The sequence below is a fragment of the Phycisphaerae bacterium genome (assembly GCA_024102815.1).
GTDB lineage: Bacteria > Planctomycetota > Phycisphaerae > UBA1845 > UBA1845 > JAGFJJ01.
In genome coordinates, this window is the sequence record JAGFJJ010000017.1 from 1 (window position 1) to 20620 (window position 20620).

Sequence of the window (20620 nt, forward strand, 5' to 3'; positions counted from 1 at the left end):
GGTTACACTCTGTCACGAACGGCCTCCGTGCCTCGGCATGATTGCGTTGGAGCAAACCCTATCATACCAGGTTCGAAGGCCTTCCTTATGCGCGAATCAACGTCAACTCATGAAATATCCGGGCTAAGCAGCATAAAGCGGCAAAGAGCGGTTGACAACCGCAATCTGGACGCGATCATGGCCGGGAAACGTCGCTTCGGAGCATGGAGGCTGCCGTGCGATGGTCGGGATAGCCGTCGCGGCCCCTCTCATTCGGGTCCGCTTTGGAGGAACGGGATGGACGACCGGTGGCTCTCTGTCGACGAAATCTGCGCCCACCTCGGAATCAGCCGGGACACCATTTACAAGTGGATTGATCGCAAGGGAATGCCCGCCCACAGGGTCGGCCGCCTTTGGAAATTCAAAAAGGCCGAGGTCGACGATTGGGTGCGCGCCGGGGGCGGCAGCGAGAGCGAGCCCGCCGGTGCCAACGACGACGAAGCGCGGGACTGAACAGATACTCGGAGACGTGGCGAGATGCCGATGTCGACGACACGTTGGAAGACGATCGCACGGTCCGAGTTTCCTTGGGAACAGGAAGCCCTGGACTTCGTGCGCGCGCGACTTCCCGACCACGAACCGTACCGGGCTTGGTCAAACTTTGAGTTCATCGCCGACGATGGCAGTATCAACGAGGTTGACCTCCTGGTGTTCACGCCAGTCGGATTCTTCCTCGTTGAGATCAAGAGCAATCCAGGCAAACTCAGCGGCGATGCCCATACGTGGACTTGGAGTCACGAGGGCCGAACGAAGACTGTCGACAATCCACTATTTTTGGCGAATCAGAAGGCCAAGAAACTCGCTCGTTTGCTTCAACGCCAGAGGGCGTTCTCCAAGCACCGCGTACCCTTCCTCGAGCCCCTGATTTTCTGTTCGGCCGAGAATGTTGAGTGCCAACTGCAGGGCAACGCAGAATTCCATATACGCCTTCGCGATACGACAAATCGAGAAGGCATCATGGCCGCATTGATGCAACGCAAGTGTCCGGGGCTCTCCGAGTACCCACGCGGAACATTCAACCGGCCGATCGCGAAAGCGATCAGCCGAGCCTTCGAAGAAATCGGCATCAAACCCTCTCAACGTAGCCGGCGTGTTGGCGATTACGAGTTACACGAATTTCTGGATGAGGGCCCAGGGTTCCAGGACTTCCTGGGCAAGCACGTTGCCCTACCGGATACTGCGAGGCGCATCCGAATCTATCTCGCCGAATCAGGCACAAGCCCGGAACAGCGTAAGACTATTGAGCGCGCCGCCGAACGCGAGTTTCACCTGCTACAGGTTTTGGAACATCGTGGTGTATTGCGCGCCTTGGAATTCACCAACCATGAGCTCGGGCCGGCAATCATCTTCCAGCATTTCCCCGATGCGGTCCGTCTCGACCACTACCTTGTCGAGCAAAGGAATGACCTCACTGACGACCTGCGCTTAGAGCTGATGCGGCAGATCGCCGAGACCGTTCGATTCGCGCACGAGAAGCACGTAGTCCATCGTGCCCTAAGCCCTCAGGCGGTTCTCGTCGCCAGCGCCAACGGCGACAAGCCGCGTGTGATGATCACGAACTGGCAGCTGGGGTATCGCCAAGCGGCTGCTAGCCAGACGGCCATCACTCGCCCGGTGACTGCAACAATTCACATTGACGATTTGGTCGACGAGACAAGCAAAGTGTTCATGGCGCCCGAGACACTCATCGAGGTGGATTCGCTGGGCGAACACCACGATGTCTTCTCCCTTGGAGCCATCTGCTACCAGCTCTTCACGGGCGAGCCACCTGCGGAAAGCGCGCTAGCACTCGCGGAGAAGCTACGGGCGCACCGCGGCCTACGCGTTAGCGCCGTCCTGAACGGTGCACCGGAAACGCTCGACCAGCTTGTTCAATATAGCACCGACCCCGATGTCACCGATCGGCTGGATACCGCCGAGGAATTCATCGAATACCTCGATCGTGTCGAGGATGAACTCACGGCGCCGAGTAACCAGCTCATTGGAGACCCTACGCATGCCAAACCCGGTGACATTCTTCCCGGTGGCTTTTCGGTACGACGCAAACTTGGAACCGGGTCAACAGCCATCGCCTTCGCCGTAGAGAAGGACGAACGTGAGTTCGTGGTTAAGGTCGCCGTTGACGTTGAGCACAACGAGCGTGTACGAGACGAGGGCGAAGTTCTTCAAAAGCTTGATGATCCACGCTTCGTCCGCTGCCATGACATCCTGCAACTCGGCGATCGCATTGGGCTGCTGCTCGATCGTGCCGGAGAGAAGACGCTCGCCCAGCGAATCAGACAAGAAGGCCGACTCAGTCTCGATCTTCTAGAACGATTCGGTGAAGACCTGCTCGAAGCCGTCGTGGTCCTCGAGCGCGAAGGAATCGCCCATCGTGACATCAAGCCCGACAACATTGGCGTGTCCAAGGTCGGGCGTGGCGACGCCTTGCACTTGGTGCTGTTCGACTTCTCCCTTTCGCGCTACAGCCCGGAGAACATTCGCGCTGGAACCCCGGGCTTCCTCGACCCGTTTCTCCCTCTCCGCAAGCCCAAACGGTGGGATCTGCAGGCGGAACGCTTCTCCGCAGCCGTCACGCTCTACCAGATGGCCACCGGAATCATGCCCACGTGGAGCGGTGGGAGCGACCCCTTGCTTGTCGAAGCCGAGGTGACGATCGACGCCGAGCGATTCGACCCCAACCTGCGTGAGCAATTCGGCAAATTCTTCGCAAAGGCGCTACGCCGCAACGCGCGTGATCGCTTCGACAACGCTCAAGATATGCTCGACGCATGGCAGGGCATTTTCCGTACCGCAACAGCTACGCTCACTACGACGATTGAAGAGGACGAAGTAGACAACGCCGCTCTTGTGGCCGCGGCAACCACTGAGACAAACGTGTCCGAGCTCGGTCTCGGTGCGGCTGCCGTCGACGCGTTGGATCGAATCAACGTGGTCAAGGTGAGCGAGTTGCTCCGTGTGCAGGGCCGTCGCCTCGCACGAATGCGAGGCGTGGGAAACAAGACCCGCAAGCGCATCCTTGCCGTCAAGAAAGCCCTCCGTGAACGCTTGGGTGTAACGACCGAGACAAACGGAACGTCGACCATCGGCGATGATACATACGATTACGATAGCGATATCCCGCGTGATCAGCTCAGCATCGATGTCTTAGCTCAACGCATCCTCAAAGCCAAAGCAAAGAGCCGCAACGCCACTGAGAACACTGCGATCGAGGCGCTTCTGGGCAAGGACGATCGGATCGACCAGACATGGCCGAGCCAGGGTGAGGTCGCAACAGTCGCTGGCGTCACGCGCGGACGAATCAGCCAGATCCTCGCGGACGCCTTGAACAGATGGAAGAAAGACCCGGCGATCACCGCAGTCCGTGACCAAGTCACCGATCTGCTCGAGGCCAACGGCGGCGTAATGTCTGCGGACGAACTTTGCCAGGCGCTCCTGGCCGCCCGCGGCAGTATCGAGGATGAACCGCGGCGGTCCCGTCTCGCTCATGTAGTCACCAGGGCGGCCGTCGAAACTGAGAACGCCCGTGAAGAACCGAAGTTCATCTTTCGGCGCACCGGCAACAACGTGCTAATCGCCGTTGACATGCCGATGGCTGATTACGCAACGGCACTGGGGCAGCAGGCTGACGAGATCGCCAAGCAGGATCCGCTGATTCCGCCGATTCGCGTCGTCGAAATGCTTCGCGAGGCGGCAATCCCCCCCGAAGCCGAACCGATCAGCGATGTGCGCCTGGTTCGGTTGGCGGCCGCGGCTTCACAAGCGGCGGCGGTTTCGAGCCGCCAGGAAATCTACCCTCGCCAGATGGGTGCCGGCCGAGCCATCAAACTGTCGCAGGGTGCATTGGTCGGCGCTCGGTTCCTAACAGTGGAAAACGTCCAGCAACGAGTCAGCAGTCGCTACCCCCAGGCAGCGCCACTGCCCGGCAGACCACAACTGGACAAACTCCTCAATGACGCCGGCCTCGAGCTTTCGTGGAAAGCCGACCATCCAGGCGCCGGCGCATACGTTAGCACGGCGAGAAACGTGCTGAGCATCACCGATGCATCGGGCACGCCCTCCCGATTCCCTACCGTTGCGCGGACGACGCCATCAGCGAGTGTGCAGTCAGCTCAGATTCCGCCCGAGATAGCCGAAGCGCGCCAGTTCGAAGAGAGGCTTCGGTACGCCGAGAAGGACGGCGCGTTCTTGGCACTCACGGCCAAGCCGAATCTCTACGAACGGGCGCGGCAGGAGTTGCTCAACCGATTCGATGTCCGGCCACTTGATCTCGAGCGCGTCTTCCTCGATTCGCTTCGACAGGCAGCCGAAGAAGTCGGCGCCGATTGGAACGTGGTCGTGAAGGCGGATGCGGCCGGCCCGAACAGTACGGACTGGCGCAACCTCAATCATCTCATCGCGAGCAAGGTCGTTCCCAAGGTGGAAGAGGCGATTGTGCAAGATGGCAAGACCGTCGTGATTTACCATCTGAATTGGCTGGGGCGGTACGACCAAGTGGTCATGCTCTCACGTGTGCAGCAGGCCGTACAGGACGGGCGCGTTCACGGCACCTGGCTGCTGATCCCCGGCAGCCCACAAACGGAGATGCCGCTTCTCGACGGGAAGGCCGTCCCAGTGATCACGAACAACCAGTGGGCGGCCGTTCCCAAGAGCTGGTGTCAGAACCTGCATCGGACCGACCCGGCGAACGGCAACGGCAAGAAGTCCACGACCGGGAAGGCTGAAGTAACAGGATCCGAGAAGGCATAGATGATTGACCGCAAACAACTGCTTGCTGATCTCAAGCCGCTCCTCAAGGAGTTCGAAGCGGATCTTCGCGCGCGGTGCGATGAGGTTCCGCAAATCGACGCTGATCTTCAGAAGGAGTACGCCCAAGCAAAGGATGCTGGCCGCACTGGGGATGCGTACGAAGCATGGCGCGCGGATCTGATCACGCAGGTCGCGGCCGCGTGGGTGCTGTCGTGCGTCTTTGTGCGCTTCCTCGAAGACAACGAGTTGATCTCGCCACCACGGATCTCCGGGCCGCTGCATGGCGCGGGCGACGGGCGCGGGATGGCGCGGGCTCGCGACGAGCGGGACCTGTACTTCAAGGACCATGCGAAAAACACCGACCGTGACTATCTGTTGGCTGTATTCGATGACATGGCCAAACTGCCGGGCGCGAAGGACATCTTTGGTCCGCACAACCTTGTTAACGCCTACCGCGATTGGCTCTCTGGCGACGCGGCACAGAAGCTGATCGAGTTCTTCCAGAGGATCGACAAAGACGAGAGCGGCGAGCTTGTTCACGACTTCACCGATCCGACCTGGGACACGCGTTTTTTGGGCGACCTGTATCAGGACCTCTCTGAGGCAGCGCGTAAGAAGTACGCATTGCTGCAGACGCCGGTGTTCGTCGAGGAATTCATCCTAGACCGGACGCTGGAGCCGGCCATCGACGCGTTTGGCCTCAAGGGACTCAGAATGATCGACCCCGCGTGTGGCAGCGGGCACTTCCTACTGGGAGCGTTTGCTCGAGTACTGAAGCGTTGGCGCACCTTGGAACCAGCGACACCTGATCGTGAGTTAATAAACAATGCTGCAGCATCGATACATGGAGTTGATTTGAACCCGTTCGCGGTTGCGATCGCACGCTTTCGGCTATTGGCGGCAGCGATGCGCGAGTGTCACCTTCGCAGATTAGCGCACGCACCAACATTCCGATTCAGGCTGGCATGTGGCGACTCACTTCTTCACGGGGCGCGCGAGAGTGACCTGGGCCTTGTTGCGGATCCACTGGGGCAACATGTCTATGGCGCAGAGGATCTCCCGACACTCCGCCAGATCCTCCGACCGAACCACTACCACGTAGTCGTTGGGAATCCCCCGTACATTGCTGTCAAGGACTCGGCACTTCGAGCTCACTATCGTGATAGGTTCACAACCTGTTACGGGAGATACACGCTTTCTGTGCCATTCTTCGAACGCTTCTTCGATCTGGCAATCCAACCATCTGATTCGCGCGATGTTTCCCAGTCCGGTTTCATTGGCAAGATCACTGCGAACGCCTTCATGAAACGCGAATTCGGGAAGAGGCTCATTGAAAAATACCTCGCCGGTCTCGATCTCACGCATGTTATCGATACAAGCGGTGCATACATTCCTGGTCACGGAACTCCGACCGTCATTATCTTCGCCCGCAACAGGCTGCCGGTCGGTGACCAAGTCCGGGCGGTGATGGGCATCCGCGGAGAGCCGCGTGCCCCAGAAGATCCCGCACGCGGATTGGTCTGGACTGCCATTCTTCATCAGATCGATGTGCCAGGCAGTGAAAGCACTTATATTAGCGTCGCAGATAGTGACCGGAAGCACTTCGCAAATCACCCTTGGTCGATTGGCGGCGGAGGCGCTGCCGATTTGAAGGCGTCGCTTGATGAAGGGTGCGAGCTGCGCGTTGTCGATGTAGCAGAGAGTACCGGGATCATGTCTGTGACAGGGGAGGACGAACTCTACATCTTCCCAGATGTCTTGGCGATCCGCCGATTGCGCATTGAGGCATCTCGATCCCTTGTCATGGGCGACCAGATTCGAGACTGGCAGTGCGATCAGCCGCGCCCGGCGCTTTGGCCATATGACACCGACCTAAAACCAAGGCCACTCGAAAGTATGCCCAACATGGCGCAACTGCTTTGGCAGCACCGATCCGTACTGTCACGTCGTAAGAAGTTCGGTACTCCGATGCTTGAACGAGGCATGACTTGGTACGAGTGGCAGGAGCTTTATACTGACAAACTCAAGACAGCGTTGGCTCTGGTCTATGGCGAGGTTGCTACGCATAATAACTTCGTGTTTGATCGTGGGGGGCGCATCTTCAACCGAACAGCGCCCCTCATCAAACTGCGCTCAGACGCAACGGACTCCGATCACTTTCCTCTTCTTGGCATATTAAACTCCTCACTGACTTGCTTTTGGTTAAAGCAGGGCGCACACAACAAAGGAGATTCGACCGACGATCAGGGCGCACGAACAACTGGCGACGTCGCCTTCAACACGTACGCCTTCAATGCTCGCTTGCTCGAAAGGCTACCGCTGCCAAGCGAACGGCCTCAGGCCATCCCACGCCAGCTTGACAAACTATCGAGGCGCTATCGCGAACTAACTCCTGACGCAAACGGCTTATTGACTAACAACACAGAACGGGAGGCAGCCGCCGCTGAGGCTGAGCGAACGCTCGGAAGGCTAATCGCACTGCAAGAGGAACTCGATTGGGAATGCTATCAGCTCTATGGCATCATAGACAATGCACCACTATCCGAAGATCCCCCACCTATTCATGGTGGAGAACGGGCGTTTGAGTTCGTCCTCGCCCAGAGGATCAAGACTGGCGAAGAAGAATCGACGTGGTTTCAACGACACGGATTCGTACCCCGCACTGAAATGCCGCCCGAATGGCCAAAGCAGTACAGAACGGTTGTGCAGAAACGGATCGATTTCATACGGAATGACCCGAGAATTGGGTTAATTGAGCGGCCCGAAAACAAGAGGCGGTGGCACGTGGAATCTCGACCGCCACAAGAACAGCGAGCGTGCCGAGCTTGGCTTCTGTGCCGTCTAGAATACTTATTCGATCTGGATGGTCGGATGAATGAAGAGGGACTGCTGACGGCACACGCATCGCTTCGTGAGCCGCGTGTTACAAACACAGCGCAGGTTGCCGACTTAGCTCGTGTGGACACGGATTTCATGCAAGTGGCAGCTTTGTATGCTGGACGGATGGACTTCGATGTAGCGAGGCTCGTAGACGAGTTGATCGCGGAGGAAAGTGTGCCGGCGCTACCCGTTCTGCGCTACAGACCGAGCGGCTTAGATAAGCGCGCCGTTTGGGAGCGAACGTGGGACTTGCAGCGTGAAGAGGACCGCCTCACTGCCGCTCGTGAGGCGGCGCACGACGCGCTTCAGGCTGAAGAGGATCGGATACGTGAGCGGTTCCCGGAAGAGACTCGGGAGTTGAAGGCATCACGTGCGTTGTTGCTTGACTTGTGCAAGAAGCTATACCGCGATTTCGCACCTAAAGCTGAGGTGACGTGGGAATATGAGCCTGAGATCACGGCAGGCGTGCTCCTAAGTCACGGTGTTCCGTCAGAGGGGCTAATTCTCGCCCGTCAGATGGAAGACCTGAAGAACACCGTTCACAAGCAATCCATGAATCTCGACAGCCTCGTACGAGAGCCGTGCAAGGATGACAGGGATTACCAGGCGGCGTTGGAACATCTCGACTCTATTCCGCAGCCACCTGAGATCGCGGTGCCCCCAAAGTACAAAAGCTCAGACTTCCTCGACGGCAACTACTGGCGCCTGCGTGGCAAGCTGGATGTGCCCAAGGAACGCTGGGTGAGCTTCCCCTACTGCGAGGGCGAGGACGGCACGCTCGTCATCGCCTGGGCCGGCTACGACCACCTGCAACTTGCCCGCGCGATCGCCGAGCGCTACGAGCTGGCCAAGGAACAGGAAGGTCGCAAGCTCGTGCCCCTGCTCGCCGCCATCGGCCAGCTCATCCCCTGGCTCAAGCAGTGGCACAACGAGCTAGACCCGGCGTACGGCACCCGCATGGGCGACTACTTCGAGAACTACCTGGCCGAAGAGGCCAAGGCGATCGGCAAAACCGTGGACGAAGTCATGGCTTGGAAACCGCCTGCAGACGCGATACAAAAAAAACGGCGGAGAAGAACGAAGGTAACGTAGATAGTCGTGAATGTGCGAGGTGCCTGTCTTTTGGCATCGATGCTCGGTCGGAACACGGCGCAAGACCAAAAAGGGAAACGCGATGGGAAAACAATTGAAGCCGGCAGGCATGCCGCTCAATGTATGGACTCCAATCAATGGCAAAGCGCCGGCCGAGTGGAAGCGTAATGAGATACCGAAGTCTCCCGGCGAATACCAACTCATATGCACGGACGATAACGGAGATCCAATCAAGTTCCCGGTTAGGAGTGACTTGGATTGGGACGACGACAGCAAGGAAACCATGGAGAAGGAAGCAGAGTTCTACCAAGGCGTTGTTTACATTGGCATGACGACCTGCCTTCATTGTCGATTCTGGCAGCTAGTTCGGAGCTGGAGTAATGACGTTCCCAAGAAGCTGCACGATTCTAGGAAGACGTGGGATGAGAAAGCGGAACTTCAGAAGCTGTACAAGGTCGAGAATATGTTATGTCGATATCGTCGAATCAGCATGCAGGATTGGCACAAGAAACACGCAGCTGATGTTGCTGAAATTCTCGACGCCTGTTGGCCCGATCGTGGGACCAACCATGAACATCAAAGCGCGGCAGCGGCGATAACCGCAGAGAGCTTTTCACTCCTTAAGTGGGAGAAGTGTTTTGGCAAGCCGGCTCCTGACAATCTGCCACCCTTAAACAAGGAGCAAGCGGAGCGAGGGGGGGACGAGATTACGGATGAGTGGTTGGCCGAGCATTTTTCTGAGGACGATTGTCTCGATGAAGAGTAGATACGACTGTCATCGCGCATACAAGGATGCAAGATAATGCAATTGCTTGCTGATCTTCTTGATCTCCCATCGCAGATAGACAAGGGCGACTACGTCCTCAAGCTTGTTGACGGCGTATCGGCATCCAATGCGACACGCACGCTAATGAACTACGTGGTGACGCCGCAGCTAGAGGCCTGCTTCGATCATGCCCTTGGGTTCATCAAGAGTGCGGTCGACGCCAACTCGAGCAAGGCATGCTATCTGCACGGAAGCTTCGGTAGCGGTAAGAGCCATTTCATGGCCGTGCTGCACCTGCTGCTCCAGAACAACCCTGAGGCGCGGTCGATCAAGGAACTCGCCGACGTCGTCGCCAAGCACAACGAGTGGACGCACGGCCGCAAGTTCCTGCTCGTGCCGTTCCACATGATCGGTAGCCGCAGCATGGAGCAGGGCATCCTCGGCCGCTACGCGGATTACGTCCGTCGGCTCCATCCAGAAGCGCCCGTTCCGGGCGTCTATCTTGCGGAGAGCCTCTTTGAAGATGCACAGAGCCTGCGCAAGGACATGGGCGATGCCGCGTTCTTTGACAAGCTCAACCAGAATCGGGCTGGCGGAAAAGATGGCTGGGGCAAGATCTCGGAGGGCTGGACAGGCGCGACATTCGAGGCAGCGGTCAACGAGCCTCCCGGAAGGAAAGACGGAACAAGAGGCCAGTTGGTCGGAGATCTCATTGCGGCTTACTTCCGCAGTTATCATAACGTCGCAGCTGGTCAGGACGAGGCCTATCTCGATCTGGATCACGGGTTGGCCGTGCTCTCGCAGCATGCCCAGGCACTTGGGTACGACGCGCTGGTCCTTTTCCTGGACGAGCTCATCCTGTGGCTCGCCAGTCACGCCGCTGATCTTTCATTTATCCATCGGGAGACCCAGAAGCTGGTCAAGCTCGTTGAGGGGCAGCACGCGGATCGCCCGATTCCGCTGATCAGCTTCGTGGCCCGACAGCGGGACCTGCGCAAGCTGATCGGCGACACGGTACCCGGCGCACAGAAACTGAACTTCGATGACTCCGTGGATTGGTCGGACGGTCGGTTTGGCGTGATCAAGCTGGAGGACCGCAACCTGCCGATGATCGCGCACAAGCGCGTGCTCAAGACGCGTAGTGCGGCCGCTCGCCAGGAATTGGATGACGCGTTTCAGTCGACCGCGAAGATCCGCAAGGAGGTCATGGACACGCTCCTGGCCAACGAATTCGACCGGGACATGTTCAAGCTGATCTATCCCTTCAGCCCCGCGCTCATGGAAACGCTGATCGCCGCATCGAGCATGCTTCAACGAGAGCGCACCGCGATCAAGGTGATGATGCAGCTGCTCGTGGAACAGCAACAGACACTGAAGGTGGGCGACATTGTTCCGGTCGGCGATTTGTACGACGCCGTCGCGCACGGCGACGAGGCGTTCAGCCAGGACATGAAGGTCCACTTCGATAACGCCCGCAAGTTGTACCATGAGAAGCTGTTGCCCATGCTGGAAGCGCAGCATGAAGGACGGCGGGATGAGCTGCTCGCAAAGCCGTTCGACGATCAGACGAGGATCAACTTTGTCAACGACGACCGTCTTATCAAGACACTCCTGCTTGCGGCGCTGGTGCCTGGAGTCAATTCGCTTCGTGCGCTGACTGCCAATCGGCTGGCCGCGCTCAACCACGGCACGATCCGTTCGCCGATCCCGGGCAAGGAAGCCGGACTTGTACTGCAGAAATGCAAGCAGTGGGCCGCCGAGGTTGGCGAGATCAAGGTCGAATCCGAGGGTGGAAACGCGACGATTGCCATACAACTCAGCGGCGTGGACACGGAGGCCATCCTCGCCGCAGCCACGCACGAGGACAATCCGGGCAACCAGATGCGCATGGTTCGCCAGATCCTGTTTGAGGAACTTGAGATTGACAACGCGGATCAGATGTATCTCTCGCATGAGTTTCTTTGGCGAAACACACATCGCGAGTGTGATGTCATCTATGGCAACGTGCGCTCGCTGCCGGATACTTCGCTGACCGCAAACGCGGATATGTGGAAGGTCATCATCGACTATCCATTCGATGAGCCGGGACACACCACGCGCGACGATATCGGCAAGCTCCAGCTGTATGGTCAGAACAATTCGAACGGTACGCGCACGATCATCTGGCTGCCGGCATTTTTCTCCGAATCTGCGATGCGGGACCTGAGTCGTCTGGTGATCATCGAGCACGTACTGACCGGTGAGCGATTCAACGGCTACGCATCGTTCCTGTCGCCGCAGGATCGCCCAACCGCGCGAACGCTTCTTGCAAACCAGCGGAGTTCTCTGCGCGAGCGGGTAAAGCAGCATATCGAAGCTGCCTACGGTATTCGTGGTAGCCAGAGCAAGTCGATCGACAACGCTCACGAACTTACAGACACATTCCGGTCGCTATATCCCAGTCTTGATCTTCAGCCGCCCGCCGCCAGTAGCCTGAAAGGTGCACTGGAGGATCTGCTGGGACAGGGGCTTGGTTTCGAGTTTCCACAGCATCCGAGTTTTGGCGCAGAAATCAAGAGCCTGCACTTGCGCAAGGTGCACGATGAGGTTATCAAGGCCACGTCGGAAAAGGGTGGCCGCGTGCTCGTTGAGAGAAACTGCCGCAGCCTAGTCAAGCAGATCGCGGAACCGTTGAATCTGGGAGAACAGGGCGAGACACATTTTGTATTGAGCCAGCGCTGGCGCGATCATTTCCTGCGGAAGGCTAACGAATCGGGCACTACGATGACCGTTGTGGCGCTGCGCAAGTGGATTGACGAACCTCGTCCGATGGGCTTGCCCAAGGAATGCGCGAATTTAATCATCATGGTGTTTGCGGCCCAGACGAATCGGAGCTTCTTCCGGCACGGAGCTCCTTTCGATGCGACGCTCGCCAACCTTCCCGAAGAGGTCGAACTTCGCGAGCAGCGGTTACCGCCCGAGCAATCCTGGGTTACGGCCATAGAGCGGGCGAGCCGGATCTTCGGGTATGTTTCGTCGCCTCTGCTCAATGCGGCCAATCTCGCGAAGCTGGCGGACGAAATCCAGACGCGGGCCAAAGCGCAGATAGATGCGTGTCGAAAACTCGTTGACAATCTCGGCGTTCAACTCTCCGACTTCGGCGAGACCAAGGAAAAGGCCCCACGATTCCAGACAGCGCAGGCGGTGCTCGAACTCCTGGAGGCCATCTCCGACACAACACCAGCCGCACTTGTCGAAAGCCTCGCGAACTTGACGCCCCAGACCTCCGAGGCGGCGATGGGCACAAGTTACGCCTCCGCGCCGCAAGTGGTAACTAGTCTTACGTCGACGCAATGGAAGCTCTTCGACAGTATGCGGAGTATTCAGGACGATCGTGCAACCGCGGCCGAAGGCATTCTGCGACGTGTGGTTGAAGCGCTTAGCGGCGACCAGCACGTTGTCGACCTCGGACCGGTGCTTCGCATGGAACAGAACAAGGCGATTGACTTGCTAACGCCGGTCGCGACTGGTCATACGGCGCCGCCCGGTGGATCGACAACAGGTGGCAATGGTCCGGGTACCGTGACCGTGACGCCACCACCGAAAAAGGAAGGCAAAAAGGTCATCGACAGCGGATCGCGTGACAACCTGACGCCAGAAGAAGCGAAGAACGAGATCGATCGCATTAGCAAGCAGATGAAAGACAAGCAGACGGCCCGGGTCAACGTGTCCTGGGTTGTGGAGGAATAGTCCGCGATGCCGACAGCAGCTCCATCGTTAGGTGTCATACGGGCCCAAGTCCGGGCGATCCGGAAGAAAGCGCCATCCGCTAGGGTCTTTGGGATATTCTCTTCCGGGCGGTGGACGGGGCCATCCGTTCAGGGCGATGGAGACGACCGGCTTGCTGTTTACCAGTGCGACTCACCGCTGGAAATGCGTCTTGCGCTACAGGAATCGCCCGAAAACACGCCGGCAACAGTGTTGGTTACACCATTGGACCAGGGTAAGGTCAATGACGATATTCTCGTTCGATTGGCCTTGCGGCGATTGCATCCACTCAATAGTTGGGAGATCATCCGTTCCCTGTTTCAGGCGCGCCAGCTCGACCCGAGAATCACCCGGCACTCCTTTCTTGCGGATCTACTTCTCGAGCATGCGGGAACGCGCGAGATTCCACCGGTCGCGGGCGGTCTCGTCGACGCCGATACCGTCTGGGGCATACTCCTCAAGGAAGACCTTGGTCTTTCCGGTGCTCATCCAGATCTCGTAGGCATCCTGCGATGTTCTGCCGAAAGTGACCTAGCCCGGCGGTGGCAGGCCTGCTCTGTCGAGTTTCGATCCGCGGCTAGTGAGTGGATTTCGGATCAGGCAGGTGAAACGGCTGCTGCGATCCTAAAGTGTCTGGAGACCGAGTATGGCTCGCAGGCGCTCGCCATTGGCCTGGTCATGGGCGTCGTGTACCACGATGCCGTCGGTCATGAGTTGGATAAGGCCGCCGGAAGACTCGAGTCCTATGTCGGCGCGACCAGTTTGGATACAGATTCGGCCAGGCGCTGGCGCGATGCCGCATCCACGGTTGTCGGACTTCTGCCGCGGGAGACGCTGCGTCGGTGCAAGGACGAAGCGGAAGCCATACTCAAGAGCATCGGTGCGGCAGATCACGCGAGACACAGCAACGAACTGGACAGCGGGTTCGAACAACGCCTGTCCCGATTCGGCGGTGCGTTGATTGCCCACATCGACGCACGCGCCACATCAGTATCTGCGGAACTTCAGGAAATCAACGCGAGTGTGATGAGCCATCGGCTTGCCCGCGATGGCAGCAGGCGGACTGAACGGGTCACTATGGCCCTTCGGCTAGCAAGGTGGCTTGCAGATCAACGTAGGCAGAACGTGTCGCAACCCGTCGGTCTAGCGGTGATAGCAAGGAGCTATTCCGTGGACGGCGGATTTGTTGATTGGGCCCGACGCGTCTTGCGGGGTGGAGAATCGAACAAAGATCTCGCGGCTGCTTATGTTCGGCTTGTCGACAGCGTCACGGAGCTGCGGGAAGCGGAGAATCGTCGGTTCGGCGGCGCGCTCGTGGAGGAACGAGCTGCCGGTGCTCCGGACTTAGGACTGATTCCCGTCGAGCAGGTTCTTGACCGCGTCGTAGCGCCGGTAGCCGTAAGGGTTCCCGTTCTACTACTCCTCATTGACGGCATGAACTGGGCCGTGTTTCGAGAGCTTGTATCCGACATTCGGTCTCATGACTGGATTGAGGTAAGCGGCGAAACGCCACCTGAGCGGATCATTGGTCTCGCGGCGCTTCCGTCGGTGACGGAAGTTTGTCGAACGAGTTTGTTCTGCGGAAGCATCCGACGAGGTCAGGCGTCCGATGAGGCGCGTGGCTTTGCCGATCATCCTGCGCTTGCCGGTTCTTCTCAGCCCGGTTTCATGCCGAAGCTCTTTCACAAGGCAGCACTCGAAGGCGACGATGATTCGAGTCTCGCCGGCGACATTCGGAAAGCGCTTGCCAACAAGAAGCAACGAGTCGTCGGAATCGTCATCAACGCGGTGGACGACCACCTCGACAAAGGCGATCAGATCGATGCTATCTGGAACATGCATCAGATTAGAGTGTTGGAGCCGATCTTGGCTGAGGCCGCTTCCGCCGGTCGTTGCGTCGTGATGCTCAGCGACCATGGTCACATGCTTGACCGACAAACTGTGAGCCGCGAGGGAGACGATGGACTACGTTGGCGCCAACCAGGCGGCGGCTTGTCTGATGAGGAAATCGAGGTTGCGTCTGCACGAGTCGTGCTACCCGAAGGCGGAAAGGCGATTGTTCCATGGTCCGAGCGGCTCAGGTATGGGCCAAAGAAGAACGGTTACCATGGCGGTGCCACGCCCCAGGAGATGTTGATCCCGATCAGTCTGTTATGGCCGGAGTTACAAGTTCCTGAGGGATTTGAAGAGCTGCCAATTGATGTTCCGCAATGGTGGATTGAGCCGGAGAGGCCGCAGCCAGTGATCGAGACTATTACCGAACGACCTCCCGCGCGCGACCGAAAGCCTGCGGAGCCGACCTTATTCGATCCAATACCCGAGGACTCAACAGCTGCCTCCGTTGCCTGGATCGAGTCGTTGCTCAGGTGCGAAACGCTCGCCGTTCAGAAGCAGCGCGCCGGCCGCGCTCCCGTTGACGACAAAGTGCTTCGAAGGCTGCTTGAGGCATTGGCGAGTAGGGGCGGATCCATGACGACTCGCGCACTCGCTAGCGCGACAGGAACGCCAGAGCATCGTTTGCCCGGGCTCCTCGCGATCGTGCAGCGCGTACTAAACGTCGAGGGATATGCGGTCTTGGATCGCCAGGATGCCGCTAATACGGTGGTTTTGAATATCTCGCTGCTAAAGAAGCAGTTTGAGTTAGGCTCCGAGTAGTCATATGAAGATGATCAGCAGCCAACGCCGAGACGAGCTCATTGATGCCCTCCGCCGAGGGACGGTTCCCATGCAGAATCTAGACCTGCTGGCCGTGGGGTTGGACCGATTCGAGAGTACGCTCAATAAGGAGCTCGACTCGGTCCAGGCCGGAGGTGCCAGGTTTAAGGCGCTGCGCGGTGAATACGGTACCGGTAAAACGTTCTTCTCACGTTGGTTTTCCGAGCGTGCACGTCAGAAGGGATTTGCGACATCGGAGGTCCAAGTTTCCGAGACAGAGACACCGCTGCACCGCCTCGAGACCGTTTATCGCCGCCTGATGGAGCGGCTAGGAACTGCAGACACATCCACGGGGGCATTCCAAAACATACTGGATGGTTGGTTCTACACGCTTGAGGAGGACGTACTAGCCGAAGGCAAAGTAGCGCCGGACGATCGGAAGCAACTACTCGAGCACTCCAACAACCTAATGGAGAAACGGCTGGCAGCCGTAACCCAGTCCGCGCCGACCTTCTCGGTCGCACTGAGGGGTTATCACACAGCAAGGGCGAACGGCGACACTGCGTTAGCCGATGGGGTCGCTGCGTGGCTCACCGGGCAGCCTAACGTCGCCGCAAGCATCAAGCGGCAAGTCGGAATTAAGGGTGACATTGATCACTTTGGAGCAATGAGCTGCCTGCAGGGGCTACTGACGGTTCTGCGGGATTCTGGGCACGGTGGATTGTACGTAGTCCTCGATGAGGTAGAGACGATTCAGCGTGTTCGCGGTGATGTTCGAGACAAGAGTCTGAACGCTTTGCGACAACTCATCGACGACATCGACTCCGGGCGGTTTCCCGGTCTCTATCTTCTCATAACGGGAACGGCGGCCTTCTACGAAGGGCCCCAGGGCGTGCAACGGCTAGAACCGTTGGCACAACGCCTCCACGTCGACTTCACGACAGACGCGAAATTCGACAATCCGCGGGCAATACAGATTCGGCTAGCGGCCTTTGACCTCGACCGGCTTTGCGAGGTTGGCCGAAGAGTACGTGATGTGTTCACCATGCACGCGGTCGCGCCGGACCGCCTGGCTGCGAAGGCAAGTGATTCCTATATCGAGGAACTGGCTCGAGCCGTCACTGGTCGTCTTGGTGGTAAGATCGGCGTGGCACCACGAATTTTCCTCAAGAAGCTCGTGTCTGACATCCTGGACCGCATCGATCAGTTTCCTGACTTCGACCCGCATCAACACTACAAGTTGACTATTCAGGATTCGGAGATGACGGCCGTAGAACGTCACGCCGCGTCCGCAACAAGCGTCGACGAAATCGAACTGTCATAGGACGCCCCGTGTGTCATCGTTTGATCTTCTTCATCCTGGCCTCCAGCATCACGTCGTCAACAGCCTCGGCTGGCGCGAGCTGCGGCCATTCCAGGAAGAAGTGATTCCTGTCGTTTTGAACGGGGACCACGTCGTCGTCATTGCTCCGACCGCAGGTGGAAAGACAGAGGCGGCGATTCTGCCAGTCCTTTCGCGAATGCTGACCGAGGATTGGAGGGGTCTGAGCACCCTGTATCTGTGCCCCATCAGGGCACTCTTGAACAATCTACACATCCGGCTATCCCGATACGCGACCTTGGTCGGGCGCACGTGTTCGGTGTGGCACGGCGACACCTCGCAATCGGAAAGGACACAAATTGGTCGCGAGCCGCCCGACATTCTATTGACCACACCTGAATCGCTTGAAGTGATGCTCGTTTCAAGGAAGACTGATGCGCAAGGAGTCCTAGGCCAGGTCCGCGTGGTGGTCGTTGATGAGCTGCATGCCTTCGCGGGAGATGATCGTGGCTGGCACATGCTCTCTGTCTTGCAGCGTGTTTCAAAGCTGGCAGGACGCGAGATTCAGAGGATCGGCCTATCGGCAACGGTTGGCAACCCAGAGACGCTCTTGCAGTGGCTGAAGTCGGGGGCCAAGGGCCATGGTCAGGTCATCGTACCTGCCGAGGTAGCGAGGAAAAAACCTGATGTCCAGTTGGATTACGTCGGCTCAATTGAGAATGCAGCGATCGTGATTTCGCGAATGCACCGAGGAGAGAAACGCCTCGTTTTTGTCGACAGCCGCTCTCGCGCGGAGGAGCTGGGATCGCACCTACGTCAGCTCGAAGTCAAGGCCTTCGTAACGCACAGCTCACTTAGCAAAGACCAGCGCGCTCGAGCGGAATCGGCATTTGCATCGGAGAATGATTGCGCCATCGTGGCCACGAGTGCCTTGGAACTTGGCATCGACGTTGGCGATCTTGATCGCGTTGTGCAGATCGACGCTCCTACACGCGTAGCAAGCGTCCTTCAACGAATGGGCCGCACAGGGCGTCGATCCGACCTCGTGAGTAACTGCCTATTTCTTGCGACGAATCGTCAAGCCCTACTGCGCGCCGCGGGTCTCATCGAAATGTGGAGGAGCGGCTTTGTAGAGCCCATCGCGCCGCCACCACGCCCTTATCACGTTTTTGCGCAACAGATCATGGCCCTTGCGCTTCAACTTGGCGGCGTTGAGCGTCAGGCATGGCGCGAGTGGATAGGTCTTGTTCCGGCCTTTGCCGAGCTGAGCGAGACGGACGCAAAAGATATTTTGGATCATATGATCGCGCTCGACATCCTGTGGCAAGAGAACGGCATTCTGTGGTTTGGGCGGAGGGGCGAGACGGAATTCGGCTATCGTAACTTCATGGATTTGCTATCTGTTTTTACGAGCGAGCCACTCTTTACTGTCAAATGTGGACAATCCGATCTCGGCTTTGTTCATGAGTTGTCTTTCGCCGCGGGGAAACAGGCAGAGAAGACGCTGCTTCTCGGCGGGCGAAGCTGGATGGTCACGCACGTCGACTGGAATCGCAGAGTTGCTTACGTGGAGCCGGTTGAGCGTCGGGGACGCTCCCGATGGCTAGGTAGCGGGCAATCGATGTCGTTCGAACTTTGTCAGTCGATCCGTCGGATCCTTGTATCTGATGACGAACCCTCGCTGTGGTCGCAGCGCGCTCGGGCCGAGATGAAAGAGGCTCGGGAGGAGTACTCCTGGGTGCAAGAGGCAGATACGGCAATCGTTTCGAGCCAAACCGGGTTGGCTTGGTGGACTTTCGCCGGGGATCGCGCGAACGCCGCGATCAGTCAACGGCTGCGCGAGTTGACCGTGTCGGTTGTGGAGAGTGAGAGTCTGTCGATCACCATCGCTTGCGGAGTTTCTCAAGAGACTCTTAGCGAGGCAATAACTGAGATACGGCAGGCCGGCGCCGACATGCTCAAAGTCGACGTCGAGCCTGAGATGCTCGAGGGGCTGAAGTTTACCTCTTGCCTACCTGAGACGGTGGCGCGAGGCATTCTGCAGGCACGGATGGCCGATCCGGTTGCGATAACTAGCGTGCTCCGCGAGCCCTATCGGAACGTGACTCTGGTGGAATGACAAAGCTGGCGTCTTGGTTGACGGTGGTGGACGGCGCAGGGGCGCATCTCGCGGGCCAAAATAGCCTTGACATCACACGCGGCTCCCGCACCGACAACAATAGGTGCCGCGCCGCAGCATTAGACAGCTACACACACGGCAACGCCGGACATGAAGCGCCACGGCCGTTCCAGACGGCGACAGAATCAGCAACACCACAACAACAGTGAGGGTCGGACCGGAAAGATAGGCCTCCCGTATTCGCTGTGCCCATGGGATGACGCCTATCTCCTCGAGCCACCGAGCCACCACCGCTGCGTTGGCCATCGCCAAAACACCCACCACAAACCCCGCTACTGCTATTTTTCGAATCGCCATGCTCATCGCACACACTCCCTACTCATAGACTCTATCCAGAGCATAGCGCACGAGACCGGCCAGCGCAAGTGTGTCGCTGGGCTTTTTTCGCGCCTGGCGCGAATCGGCGGACATAGCTGGCGCTAGCTCGAGGGAGGAATCGCGGCCAGAAAGCTCGACCGCGAAAAAAGAAAGGGAAAAGGAAACGGTGTACGGAGACCGGGGTTGGGATTAGCCCTCCGTTCTGTTGACCGTGCGCTCGATCATCGATACGTCCACCGCCACCGGTTCAAAAGAGCGCGATGACTTCGGATCACCCGCGCGCTCGTTGTCGTAGTCCACAATCATCACTTGTACGCCAGCGGTGTCACTCAAGACATCCTGTACGATCCCGCCGTCTACGTAGACTACGATCCGAATTGCGCCTCTTCTATTGATCTTTGATTCGACAAATAAATATCTCACAGTCTGAGTTTCGCATGATGGAAGAACGAGCGCAGCAGACTCTGGCTCTTGCCGGCTTGGTCGAGGGAGTCGATGACTTCCTCGGCCAGGGCGCCGGCATCGTCCGGTATGTAGTTGGCCAGATCGGCGTACTTCGTGTGCGACCAGACCTGCTCCACCGGGTTGAGCTCGGGGGCGTAGGGCGGAAGCCACTCGACCTGGACTTTGGAACCGAATCGGTCCAGGAGTCGCCGTACGCCCGATCGATGGACGGACCAGCGATCCACGACCAGGACGATTCCGCGGCGAACCTGATGTCGCAGCCAGCGAACGAACGATTCGAAGGTGTCCGTATTGATGTTGTGGTCGTGAACGTCGAAGTAGAGTCCCAGATGGCGCCGCGTCGGCGAGACCGTGATCGCCGAGATGACCGACAATCGATCCCGCCGGTCCCAGCTGTAGTGGATGGGCG

11 protein-coding genes are annotated in these 20620 nt (G+C 58.3%); 8 read left to right on the forward strand and 3 right to left on the reverse strand.

Annotation, left to right across the window (positions count from 1 at the left end):
- Positions 1 to 276 precede the first annotated feature (276 nt).
- The 8 genes from J5J06_05645 (at position 277) to J5J06_05680 (ending at position 19368) form a co-directional block, all read left to right on the forward strand.
- On the forward strand, positions 277 to 492 hold the full coding sequence (locus J5J06_05645; GenBank protein ID MCO6436552.1) for a helix-turn-helix domain-containing protein: 216 nt from the start codon (positions 277 to 279) through the stop codon (positions 490 to 492).
- Positions 493 to 522: 30 nt separating this feature from the next.
- Positions 523 to 4788 carry a BREX system serine/threonine kinase PglW gene (gene pglW, locus J5J06_05650; protein MCO6436553.1) on the forward strand — a complete coding sequence of 1422 codons (4266 nt, stop codon included), beginning with the start codon at positions 523 to 525 and terminating at the stop codon, positions 4786 to 4788.
- Positions 4789 to 8760, forward strand: a complete 3972-nt coding sequence (gene pglX / locus J5J06_05655) for a BREX-2 system adenine-specific DNA-methyltransferase PglX (GenBank protein ID MCO6436554.1) — start codon at positions 4789 to 4791, stop codon at positions 8758 to 8760.
- Positions 8761 to 8842: 82 nt separating this feature from the next.
- Complete coding sequence (locus J5J06_05660; protein MCO6436555.1) at positions 8843 to 9526, forward strand: hypothetical protein; 684 nt, start codon at positions 8843 to 8845, stop codon at positions 9524 to 9526.
- A 36-nt stretch (positions 9527 to 9562) separates the two neighbouring features.
- The gene (locus J5J06_05665; protein MCO6436556.1) at positions 9563 to 13255 is read left to right on the forward strand and encodes a phage resistance protein; all 3693 of its coding nucleotides are present in this window, start codon (positions 9563 to 9565) and stop codon (positions 13253 to 13255) included.
- Between the two features lie 6 nt (positions 13256 to 13261).
- Positions 13262 to 15928 carry a BREX-2 system phosphatase PglZ gene (pglZ, locus tag J5J06_05670; GenBank protein MCO6436557.1) on the forward strand — a complete coding sequence of 889 codons (2667 nt, stop codon included), beginning with the start codon at positions 13262 to 13264 and terminating at the stop codon, positions 15926 to 15928.
- A 10-nt stretch (positions 15929 to 15938) separates the two neighbouring features.
- Positions 15939 to 17252 carry a BREX system ATP-binding protein BrxD gene (brxD, locus tag J5J06_05675; GenBank protein ID MCO6436558.1) on the forward strand — a complete coding sequence of 438 codons (1314 nt, stop codon included), beginning with the start codon at positions 15939 to 15941 and terminating at the stop codon, positions 17250 to 17252.
- A 10-nt stretch (positions 17253 to 17262) separates the two neighbouring features.
- On the forward strand, positions 17263 to 19368 hold the full coding sequence (locus tag J5J06_05680) for a DEAD/DEAH box helicase (protein ID MCO6436559.1): 2106 nt from the start codon (positions 17263 to 17265) through the stop codon (positions 19366 to 19368).
- 72 nt (positions 19369 to 19440) lie between these two features.
- On the opposite strand, the gene J5J06_05685 is transcribed toward J5J06_05680, so the two are convergent.
- From J5J06_05685 to J5J06_05695, 3 genes are all read right to left on the reverse strand, one after another.
- Positions 19441 to 19731 (reverse strand): hypothetical protein, encoded by a 291-nt coding sequence (locus J5J06_05685; GenBank protein MCO6436560.1) that lies wholly within the window; start codon positions 19729 to 19731, stop codon positions 19441 to 19443.
- Between the two features lie 204 nt (positions 19732 to 19935).
- Complete coding sequence (locus tag J5J06_05690; GenBank protein ID MCO6436561.1) at positions 19936 to 20079, reverse strand: hypothetical protein; 144 nt, start codon at positions 20077 to 20079, stop codon at positions 19936 to 19938.
- A gap of 86 nt (positions 20080 to 20165) precedes the next feature.
- Positions 20166 to 20620, reverse strand: a 455-nt coding sequence (locus J5J06_05695) for a transposase (GenBank protein MCO6436562.1), incomplete at its 5' end; no start/stop codon positions are given.

Coding starts and splice junctions, on each gene's coding strand:
- pglW (MCO6436553.1), top strand. CDS start 523: ATGTCGACGACACGTTGGAAGACGATCGCACGGTCCGAGTTTCCTTGG.
- pglZ (MCO6436557.1), top strand. CDS start 13,262: ATGCCGACAGCAGCTCCATCGTTAGGTGTCATACGGGCCCAAGTCCGG.
- brxD (MCO6436558.1), top strand. CDS start 15,939: ATGATCAGCAGCCAACGCCGAGACGAGCTCATTGATGCCCTCCGCCGA.
- J5J06_05685 (MCO6436560.1), bottom strand. CDS start 19,731: ATGAGCATGGCGATTCGAAAAATAGCAGTAGCGGGGTTTGTGGTGGGT.
- J5J06_05665 (MCO6436556.1), top strand. CDS start 9,563: ATGCAATTGCTTGCTGATCTTCTTGATCTCCCATCGCAGATAGACAAG.
- J5J06_05660 (MCO6436555.1), top strand. CDS start 8,843: ATGGGAAAACAATTGAAGCCGGCAGGCATGCCGCTCAATGTATGGACT.
- J5J06_05645 (MCO6436552.1), top strand. CDS start 277: ATGGACGACCGGTGGCTCTCTGTCGACGAAATCTGCGCCCACCTCGGA.
- pglX (MCO6436554.1), top strand. CDS start 4,789: ATGATTGACCGCAAACAACTGCTTGCTGATCTCAAGCCGCTCCTCAAG.